The 280-nt window shown below is 39.6% G+C and carries 1 protein-coding gene; it reads right to left on the bottom strand.

What is annotated here, in order from left to right:
• Positions 1-139: helix-turn-helix domain-containing protein (locus R0J92_RS22510; protein ID WP_411053295.1), on the bottom strand; the 139-nt coding region annotated here is incomplete at its 3' end.
• Between the last annotated feature and the right edge of the window lie 141 nt (positions 140-280).

The raw sequence follows: 280 nt of genomic DNA, 5'->3' as shown, positions 1-280 counted from the left end.
GTGTGACGCTTGATTTGCCACGTTCGACCTGTGACAGGAAGCTGATGGAAACACCTGTTTCTTCAGCTAATTGCTTCAATGTTAATTTGCGGTCTTTGCGTAGGTTTTTTAAGGTTGGACCAATGGATCCTTCAGGCATTACGGATTCCTCACTTTTCTACATGCTCTTTTTATCATACCGCAGAAAAGAGAAGCGTAACAATGCAAATAAAATTCGATAGCTTGTTGACAGAATATTGATAACTGTCTAAACTGTTTCCAGGGAGAAATTAAAGTGTCA

The organism is Tritonibacter sp. SIMBA_163 (assembly GCF_046535935.1).
In the GTDB taxonomy this organism is placed as follows: Bacteria; Pseudomonadota; Alphaproteobacteria; order Rhodobacterales; family Rhodobacteraceae; genus Epibacterium; species Epibacterium scottomollicae.
This window is presented reverse-complemented; position numbering and strand designations above follow the sequence as displayed.